Genomic DNA, 9,231 nt, shown 5'->3' with positions numbered 1-9,231 from the left:
GTATTCCGTTGACGGATTACGGCGGTATTCCGGGTTCCCGTGACCGGCTTCGGGTGGTGTGTCGGGTCTGGAGGTGGGGACGTGGGGTAGTTCACGGGGGTTTCGCGGGGAATCGGGTTCATCGCGCGGTGTTGATCTCTAGGGTCTTCTCCCGGGTCGTGAACGGCCCTTGAACGTCCACAATGGATGGGAAGAACGCGTGGACTTCCACAAGAACCGGATCAATCTGATCCCGCCGCTGATCCTGATCGCGCTCGGCGTGCTCGGGACGGTGATGCTCGTCGGCGGTCTGACCAGCGATGAGGGAGTGCGGATCCACGGCATCTTCTTCGTGGCGCCCATCGGGGTCATCGCGGGGCTGGTGCTGCTGATCAAGAACCTGCGGCGGCTGACGATGCGCATCGACGAGCGCGGCATCCTGATCGAGCACCCGGCCGAGAGGGTCAAGGTGGCGCTGGGCTGGCAGTACGTCGCCGGGGTCTCGGTGACGACGCTGCGCAAGCGCCGCGACGACCGGAACACCGCCACCTACCTGGTGGTGTGGACGCAGGGCGGCCTGAATCCGGGAGTGCCGCAGGACTGGATGTTCCAGAACGACGGCTGGACCGGTTACCGCCTGATCGACACGTCCGACCTCCGCGAGTCCGACGAGCAGCTCACCCAGGCGCTGGGCCGGTACGCCGCACCCGTGCTGCGCTGAGACCTACTCGAACGACCGGGCCAGCGACGGCGGCAGGTCGTCGCAGTGGACGATGCCGAGGCGCTGGGTGGATCGGGTGAGGGCCACGTAGAGGTCGTTGAGGCCGCGGTCCGACTCCTCGGCCACGGCCTCCGGCCGCACCAGCAGCACCGCGTCGAACTCCAGGCCCTTGGCCTCGTCCACCGTCAGCAGCACCACCGGCGACTCCAGGTCGTCGGGCCGGGTGCCGACCACCGCCTCCGGCAGCGACTCCGCCAGCCGCGGCCCGATCTCGGCCAGCAGCTCCGGCGGCATCAGCACCGCCAGGCGACCGTCGGCGACCTCCGCCAGCTCCTCCGAAACCACCTGGGGGAGCTCGGAAACCAGGTCCTCGGGCGCGATCTGCTGCGACCACGGCGGGTTCCCGGTGGTGCGCACCGACTGCGGCGGCTCCAGCTCGGTGTCCATGTCGGACAGGACCTCGGCGGCGACGTCCATGATCTCCGCCGGGGTCCGGTAGTTCACCGTCAGCTCCGCCAGCTTCCAGCGGTCCTGCACGTACGGGCTGAGCACCTCGTCCCACGAGCTCGTGCCGCTCAGCGCGCCCGTCTGCGCCACGTCGCCGACCAGCGTCATCGACCGGCTCGGGCAGCGCCGCATCAGAACCCGCCACGCCATCTCGGAGAGCTCCTGGGCCTCGTCGACGATGACGTGACCGAACGTCCAGGTGCGGTCCTCGGCCGCCCGCTCGGCGGCCGACAGGTCGCTGCGGGTGCGGAACCGCTCGGCCAGCAGCTCCGCGTCGAGGACGTCGGAGACCCGCAGCCGCTCCTCGTCGGCGATCTCCTCGTCCTGCTCCATGATGTGCAGCACGCCCTGGGCGTAGGCGAGTTCCTCGCGCTCCTGGCGCTCCTGCTCGGCGCGCGCGGCCGCGTCGTCCTCGCCGAGCAGCTCGGCGAGCTCGTCCAGCAGCGGCACGTCGGCGGGCGTCCACGGCTCGCCCGCCGCGCGCAGCAGCGCGTCGCGCTCGTCGGCGCCGACGCCGAGGACCTTGGCGGTGGCGGTGGCCAGGCGTTCCGGCGAGCTCAGCAGCTCGTCCAGCAACCGCTGCGGGGTCATCTCCGGCCACAGGGCGTCGAGCGCGGTGCTCACCGCCGGGTCGGCGCGCAGCTCGGCGTTGATCTCGTCGAGGTCGCGGCGGTCCAGCAGGTCCAGGCCCAGCCGCTCGCCGACCTGCAGCGTCAGCGACCGGTACATCTCGTCCTGGAACACCCGGCGGGCCAGGTTGTGCGGGCGGCGCGTGCGGCGCGCCCGGGTGCGCGCGGCGGTGGCGTCCTTGCGCTTGAGGAACAGCGGTTCGCGGTCGAAGGTGACCTCGACGTGGTCGCGGGGCACCTGCTGCCGGTCGCGGACCGCGGCGGTGAGCACGTCGGTCATGCCCGCCCGGCCCTTGATCTCGGCGGTGCGCGCAGATTCGACCGCGGTGGCGGTGATCCCGGGGTACAGACCGCCCACAGTGGACAGCAGCACGCCGGTCTCGCCCAGCGACGGCAGCACCTGGCCGATGTAGTGCAGGAACGTCGGGTTCGGGCCGACGACGAGCACGCCGCGCTTGGACAGCTGCTCGCGGAACGTGTAGAGCAGGTAGGCCGCGCGGTGCAGCGCCACGGCGGTCTTGCCGGTGCCGGGACCGCCCTGCACGACCAGCACGCCGTTCATGCCCGCGCGGATGATGCGGTCCTGCTCGGCCTGGATCGTGGAGACGATGTCCTGCATCTGCCCGGTGCGCCGGGCGTCCAGCCGCGCCAGCAGCGTCGCCTCACCGGCCAGGCCCAGGTCGCTGCCCTGCTCGGCGGCGTCCAGGTCGAGGACCTCGTCCTCGTAGTCCAGGACCTTGCGCCAGCTGGTCTTGAGGTGCCTGCGGCGGTGCACGCCGTCCCGCGCGGCGGCCGTGGCCAGGTAGAACGGCCGCGCGGCCGGGGCGCGCCAGTCCAGCAGCAGCGGTTCGTACTCGTTGTCCTCGTCGAAGAGGCCGAGACGGCCGACGCGGAAGGTCTCGCCGCTGTCGAGGTCCAGGCGGCCGAAGCACATGCCGTGCTCGACGGCGCTGAGCTGGGTCAGCTTGTCGGTGTACATGCGGGTGGAGATGTCGCGCTCGGTGCGCGCCTGCGGTGGTCCTCCGCTGTCGCGCAGCGTGGCCTTGAGCCGCTGGGTGGTCTCCGCTCGGAGATCGTCGAGCTTGCCGTACAGCACGTTCAGGTAGCGCTGCTCGGCCGCGATCTCCTCGGCGCGGGCGGTTTCCCGATCAACTCGGGCGTCGGACAATGAGCCACCTCAAAACCAGGCGCGGACAGAACAACCGGACCCCCAAGGCCCGACCAGCCAATATACCGCGCCCCCGAAGTCGGGGTCCGGCTCGCGCCCAGGAGCGGCCCGCCCGGTGCCGGACGCGATTTCAATGGAAACCGGGCACCCGATTTCAATGGAGATGGGGTTCCCGACTTCCGTTGAAATCCGGTCACCCGAGGCGAGGGTGGGGTGACGGCAGGGAAGAACCCCCGGGTCTGGTGCGGCCCGGGGGTTCTTCGCGGGGGTGCCTAGACGACGGCGGAGAGGAGGAGGATGACGGCGAAGGAGACGACGGAGAGGATCGTCTCCATGGCCGACCAGGTCTTGAGGGTCTGGCCGACCGTCATGCCGAAGTACTCCTTGACCAGCCAGAAGCCGGCGTCGTTGACGTGCGACAGGAACAGCGAGCCGGAGCCGATCGCGAGGGCGACCAGGGCGCCCTGGGTGGGCGGCAGGCCCATGACCAGCGGGGCGACCATGCCGGCGGCCGAGATCGTGGCCACCGTCGCCGAACCCGTCGCGACGCGGATGCCGACCGCGATCAGCCAGCCCAGCACCAGCGGCGACAGGCTCGCCCCGGCGGCCAGGTCGGTGATCACGTCGTTGACGCCCGAGTCGACCAGCGTCTGCTTGAAACCGCCGCCGGCGCCGACGATGAGGATGATCCCGGCGATCGCGGGCAGCGACCCGCCGACGACGTCGGAGAGCCGGTCGCGGGAGAACCGGGCGCCGCGGCCGAGCACCACGATGGCGATCAGCACGGTCAGCATCATCGCCACGACCGGCGTGCCGACGGTGTCGAGGATCGTGTAACCGAGCGTGTCCTCGGTCAGCGTCAGGTCGGCGACCGACTTGCACAGCATCAGCACGACCGGCAGCAGCAGCATCGCCACGGCGGCCACGAAGCTCGGCCGGTGCTGCTGCTCCTCCCGCGCGGGCGTCGAGCCCAGCAGGTGGGTGGCCGGCGGCAGGTCGACGCGCTTGGCGATGAACGACCCGAACACCGGGCCGGCCACGATCGCGGTCGGGATCGCGACGACGATGCCCAGCGCCAGCGTCAGACCGAGGTCGACGTGCAGCGCGTCGACGGCGGCCAGCGGGCCGGGGTGCGGCGGGACGAGACCGTGCAGGATCGACAGACCGGCCAGGGCCGGGATGCCGACCCGCAGCATCGGCTGCTCGGTCCGGGCGGCGACCATGACCACGACCGGGACCAGCAGGACGACGCCGACCTCGAAGAACATCGGCAGGCCCAGCAGCGCGGCGATGAACACCATCGCCCACGGCAGGGTCTTGCTGGTGGTGCGGCGCATGACGGTCTCGACGACCTGGTCGGCGCCGCCGCTGTCGGTGAGCAGCTTGCCGAGCATCGCGCCGAGCGCGACGAGCAGGCCGACGTCGCCGACGGTCTTGCCGAGGCCTTCGGTGAAGGTGTCGACCAGGTCGGCGAAGGGCATCCCGGCCACCACGCCGAGCGTGGTCGCGCCGAGCGCCAGCGACAGGAAGGGGTGCAGCTTCGCCCAGCTGATCAGCAGCACGATCACGGCGATGCCCGCGACGGCTGCGCTCAGCAGGCGCGTGTCCTGCGCGGTCCAGGTCGCGGCCTGGGCGAGCGGGACGGAGAGGCTGGAAAGCATGAGGGGCTCCTCGTTGAGCAGCTGGTGCGCGCCACAGCCTAAGCATTAAGTCATACTTTTTGCTTATCCTGACCGATTAAGTATGACTGTTACACCCGTCACCCGGGTTCTGGCCCTACTCTCGGGAATCGATCGAACGCGTTTTTCACCGGCGAAGGAGCGTGTGCGGATGGGCGGCGGGTTGCACGGCAAGGTGCTGGAAGTGCTCGGCCAGGAGATCGCCGAGGGCACCCACGCGCCCGGCAGCGTGCTGCGCATCGATGAGCTGGAGGACCGGTTCGGGATCTCGCGCAGCGTCGCCCGCGAGGTCGTCCGCACGCTCGCCTCGATCCGGCTCGTCGTAGGGCGCAAGCGGGTCGGGATCGTGGTCCGGCCGCGCGAGGAGTGGAACAGCTTCGACCCGATGCTGATCCGCTGGCGGCTGGCCGCCGACCGCGCCGGCGAGCTCAAGACCCTCGCCGAGCTGCGCACCGCCGTCGAGCCGGTGGCCGCCGCGGTCGCCGCCGACCGCGCCGCCGACGACCACGTCGCCCGGCTGGTCGCGCTGTCCGAGCGGATGGTGGCGACCTCGCGCGCCGGCGACCTGGACGCGTTCATGGACGCCGACGTCGAGTTCCACCGGCTGATCCTGACCGCCTCCGGCAACGAGATGTTCGCCCAGCTCCACGAGGTCGTCGAGGAGCTGCTGCGCTGGCGCGCCGGGCACGGCCTGATGCCGGTCCACCCGCGCCCGGTCGCGGTCCGGCTGCACTGCGAGATCGCCGAGTGCATCCGCGCGGGCGACCGCGTCCGCGCCGAGTGGGCCATGCGCGAGCTCGTCGCCGAAGCCCTGGAGGGCACCCTCTCCGGCCTCGATTCCTGAGCCCGCGCAAGAGAATCCCCCGCGGTCTCGGGGGAGGGACTGCGGGGGATTCGACTGCGGGGGATCCGACTGCGGGATTTTCCCTCGTCGGGGTGGGATCAGTAGCCCTGGTAGCTGCCGCCGGAGCGCAGGCCCGCGATGCCCGGCACCTCGGAGAGCGAGCCGTAGCGGTCGATCGAGTAGCGGGTGGCGGCGATGATGTTGTCGACCGGGTTGTAGATGTCCTGGTGGCCAGGCAGCGCGAAGGACTCGAAGGTCGGCTCGATGGTCTGCATCAGACCGATCGACGGGGTGCCGGCCGCGGCGTTGGAGTCCCAGTTGTTGGTGGCGCTGGGGTCGCCGTTCGACTCCTTCATGATGATCGTCCGGATGGCTTCCTGGTCGATCTGGTGGCGCGAGATGCCGTTGGCCTCCATGACCTTGACGGCTTCCTTGATCCAGGCGTCGACCTGGTCCTTCGGCTTCTCCTCCGGCACCGCAGCGGGGGCGGGCTGCGCGGCCGGGGCGGGGACGGCGGCCGGAGCGGGGGCAGCTGCCGGGGCGGGGGCCTGGGGCTGGACGGCCGGTGCGGGCGCGGGGACGTGCGCCTGCGGGGCCGGGGCGACCAGCGGGGCGATCTCGGCGGCCTGGTGGACGGGCGCGGACTCGGTCTTCACGTCGTCGCCACCTGCGGCGGCGGTGAAGACGCCGAGCACGCCGAACGCTGCGACGGCGGCGCCCACCTGCAGCGAGCGCACCTTGGGGGCGACGCGGTGCGCGCGGTCGGCGCGCTCTCCGAGGAAGGTCGCGCGCAGCCGGCTGCCGAAGGGCACCGTCCTCTCCCAACGGTGCCCACCGGTCTTCCGGTCCTGCGGGGTGTCGGGGGTGATCTGGTCGGGGTTCTTCGTCTCGTCGGGGGTCACGAGGAACCAGACTCCGGAACGGAGAGTTACCCTGCATGGTGGTTTCTACGGGGTCGACTACCTAGATTGAGCCATTTGGGCGCCATCAAGAACGTTTTTGACTACCCGTTGTGATAGTGGGCAAGAACGTTACAGGGCCGGGCTGTCGGCTCCGTCACCCGAACGCTGACCCGCGACCCATCCCGCGATCTGCGCGCGGGAGGTGAAGTCGAGCTTGGTCAGGATGTTCTGCACGTGCCCCTCGACCGTCCGCTGGGCGATCACCAGGTTCTCGGCGATGTCCTTGTTGGTGCGCCCCTCGGCGACCAGGTCGGCGATCTGCCGCTCCCGCCGGGTCAGCGGCATCGGGTGCACGTTGTCCTCCGCGGACTCGGCGGTGGAGCGCCTGCTGTGCCGCTTGATCTCCAGCGCGTAGTCCACGGCGTGCCCCAGCGACATCTCCCGGCCGCGCTCGTAGTGCTCGTCGAACGCCTCCGGCCCCAGCGCCGTGCGGATCTGCATCAGGTGCTGGTCGTGGTCGCCCGCGAAGCGCGCCCAGAACCCCGGCGCCGAGCGGACCGCGTCCCACAGCGCCGACGAGGTGCCCAGCAGCCGGGCCGCGCGCTCGAAGCGCTGCTGCCGGTGCGCGATCCACGCCAGGGTGTCCAGGCTGAAGGCGATGCCCAGCCGGTTGTCGAGCTCGCGCTGCAGCCGCAGCGCCTCCTTCACCGAGTTCTCCGCGCGATCGGCGCGATCCCGGCGCATCTGCACCTGCGCGGTCGCCCACTGCGCGTAGGAGCGCCAGTACAGCTCGCTGTGCTCGGTGGAGAGCTGGATGCACTCCGCGAGCAGCCGCAGCCCGCCGTCGGCGTCGTCGCCCATGCCCTTGATCAGGCCCAGCGCGTGCAGCGACCACAGCTCACCGGCCAGCACCTCGGTGCGGCGGAACTTCTCCAGCGCCTCGCCGACCAGGTCGACGCCGCGCCGCTGGTCGTCCTGGAAGAACGCGACGAGTCCGTGCAGCAGCGTCAGGTAGGCGCGCTCGACCTCGTCGCCGCGCTGGGTGGCCAGCACGGTCGCCCGCTCCAGCTTCGGCATCGCCTTGTCCAGGTGCCCCTGCAGCAGTGAGAACCAGGCGCTGATCCGCAGCGCCCGCGCCCGTTCCGGCAGGTCGCGCGGGGTGTGGTCGAGGACCTCGTCGAGCCAGTGCCGCGCCTCGGTGTTGAGCCCGCGGATGCCCCAGTACTGCCAGAGGTCGGTGACCAGGCGCAACGCCGTCCCGCCGGTCTCCGAACCCTCGGCGGCGTACCGCAGGGCCGCGCGCAGGTTGTCCTGCTCGTGGCGCAGCCGCTGCACCCAGGCCGCCTGCTCGGGCCCGATCCACTCGGCGGCGAACCGCTCGGCGAGCTCGGCGAAGAACGCGCAGTGCCGGTGGCGGACCTTGCCCGTCTCGCCGTGGTCGGCGAGCTTGGCCAGGCCGTAGTCGCGCAGCGTGTGCGGCAGGCGGTAGCGGACCTCGCCGCCGTCCTCCTCGCGCATCAGCACCGACTTGTCGACCAGCGAGTGCACGGCGGTGAGGATGTCCACGCCCTTGCCCTCACCGGCGACGTGCTCGGCGGCGGCGAGGTCGAAGCTGCCGGAGAACACCGACATCCGCGCCCAGGCCCGCCGGTCGCGCTCGTCGAGGAGCTCGTAGCTCCAGTCGATCAGCGCGCGCAGCGTCTGCTGGCGCGGGGGAGCGCCGCGGCGGCCCTCGGTGAGCAGGTCGTAGCGCTCGGCGATGCGCTCCTCCAGCTGCTGCAGCGACAGCGACCGCAGCCGGACCGCGGCCAGCTCGATGGCCAGCGGGTTGCCGTCGAGGTGGTGGCACAGGCGCATCAGCGCGCCCGCGTTGTCCTCGGTGACCTCGAACTCCGGCACGGCGGCCTTGGCGCGGTCGACGAACAGCCGGACCGAGGAGAACTGCTCGACGGCCTCGGCGGGTGGCAGGTGGTCCGGGTCGGGCACCTGCATCGGCGGCACGACGACGGTGGACTCGCCGGCCACGCCCAGCGACTGCCGGCTGGTGGCCAGCACGCGCACGCCCGGGCACCAGCGCATCAGGGCGTCGACCAGCAGTGCGACGTCCTCGATGACGTGCTCGCAGTTGTCCAGGACCAGCAGCATCTCGCGGTTCTTGAGCTGGTCGACGATGGTCTCCAGGCTCGCCGCCGAGGACGGTCCGCCGAGGCTGAGCTGCTCGATGACGGCGTCGAGCACCAGCGCGCCGTCGTCGAGGTTCTCCAGCTCGACGAACCAGGCCTTGTCCCGGAACGACCGGCGCATGTTGTTGGCGACGCGCACGGCCAGCCGCGTCTTGCCGACGCCGCCGGGCCCGGTGAGGGTGACCACGCGGGCCTCGGCGAACAGCCGCTTGGTGAGGGTGATCTCACGACGCCGGCCGACGAAGCTCGTCACGTCGGCCGGGAGGTTGCCCGCGGACTCGCCCGCGCGGGCGTTGGCAGTGGAGACCACGATTCGAGCTTAGCTCGCGAATCGGCCGCTGACCTGGGATCTTGTTCTCGGCGGCCGCTGTCGCTCGTTCGAGGGGATTTCGAAGATCAGCCGACGGGCGGTAGTCGCGGACTCCACCCGGACGGGGGTTCCGCGGTGGCGATCCGGGTGCGAGGCGCGTCTGCTGGAGCCCTTCCGGAATCGGCGTCGGGTGCCTAAGCTCGACGGTGAATTCAACAAAATGTTTAAGCGAGTGGGGAGCTGGAGTTGAGCGAGCCGTCGTACTTCGCGCCTGCCGGTGGGCTGCCGCCGCAGACCGATCTGCTCACC

6 protein-coding genes are annotated in these 9,231 nt (G+C 71.0%); 2 read left to right on the top strand and 4 right to left on the bottom strand.

Going from position 1 to position 9,231, the window contains the following annotated elements; all coding sequences use genetic code 11:
- Positions 1–199 precede the first annotated feature (199 nt).
- Positions 200–700, top strand: coding sequence for a hypothetical protein (locus QFW96_RS06655; protein ID WP_281454666.1), 501 nt, complete (start codon positions 200–202; stop codon positions 698–700).
- 3 nt (positions 701–703) lie between these two features.
- Here the strand turns inward: QFW96_RS06655 and QFW96_RS06650 are convergent, their stop codons facing one another.
- Entirely contained in the window at positions 704–3,004 is a 2,301-nt protein-coding gene (locus QFW96_RS06650; protein WP_281454665.1) for a HelD family protein, read from the bottom strand.
- Between the two features lie 272 nt (positions 3,005–3,276).
- Entirely contained in the window at positions 3,277–4,665 is a 1,389-nt protein-coding gene (locus tag QFW96_RS06645; protein ID WP_281454664.1) for a GntT/GntP/DsdX family permease, read from the bottom strand.
- Between the two features lie 169 nt (positions 4,666–4,834).
- Between QFW96_RS06645 and QFW96_RS06640 the strand changes: the two genes are divergently transcribed.
- Positions 4,835–5,527 carry a FadR/GntR family transcriptional regulator gene (locus QFW96_RS06640; protein WP_281454663.1) on the top strand — a complete coding sequence of 231 codons (693 nt, stop codon included), beginning with the start codon at positions 4,835–4,837 and terminating at the stop codon, positions 5,525–5,527.
- A gap of 98 nt (positions 5,528–5,625) precedes the next feature.
- Here QFW96_RS06640 and QFW96_RS06635 read toward each other — a convergent pair whose 3' ends face one another.
- Positions 5,626–6,429 (bottom strand): transglycosylase SLT domain-containing protein, encoded by an 804-nt coding sequence (locus QFW96_RS06635; RefSeq protein WP_281454662.1) that lies wholly within the window; start codon positions 6,427–6,429, stop codon positions 5,626–5,628.
- Between the two features lie 129 nt (positions 6,430–6,558).
- Positions 6,559–8,922 carry an ATP-binding protein gene (locus QFW96_RS06630; RefSeq protein ID WP_281454661.1) on the bottom strand — a complete coding sequence of 788 codons (2,364 nt, stop codon included), beginning with the start codon at positions 8,920–8,922 and terminating at the stop codon, positions 6,559–6,561.
- Positions 8,923–9,231 lie beyond the last annotated feature (309 nt).

Origin of the sequence: Saccharopolyspora ipomoeae (genome assembly GCF_029952525.1) — a bacterium.
In the GTDB taxonomy this organism is placed as follows: Bacteria; Actinomycetota; Actinomycetes; order Mycobacteriales; family Pseudonocardiaceae; genus Saccharopolyspora; species Saccharopolyspora ipomoeae.
This window is presented reverse-complemented; position numbering and strand designations above follow the sequence as displayed.

Bases quoted from the DNA above. Each gene is read 5' to 3' on its own strand.
- QFW96_RS06645 (WP_281454664.1), bottom strand. From the start codon at position 4,665: ATGCTTTCCAGCCTCTCCGTCCCGCTCGCCCAGGCCGCGACCTGGACC.
- QFW96_RS06640 (WP_281454663.1), top strand. From the start codon at position 4,835: ATGGGCGGCGGGTTGCACGGCAAGGTGCTGGAAGTGCTCGGCCAGGAG.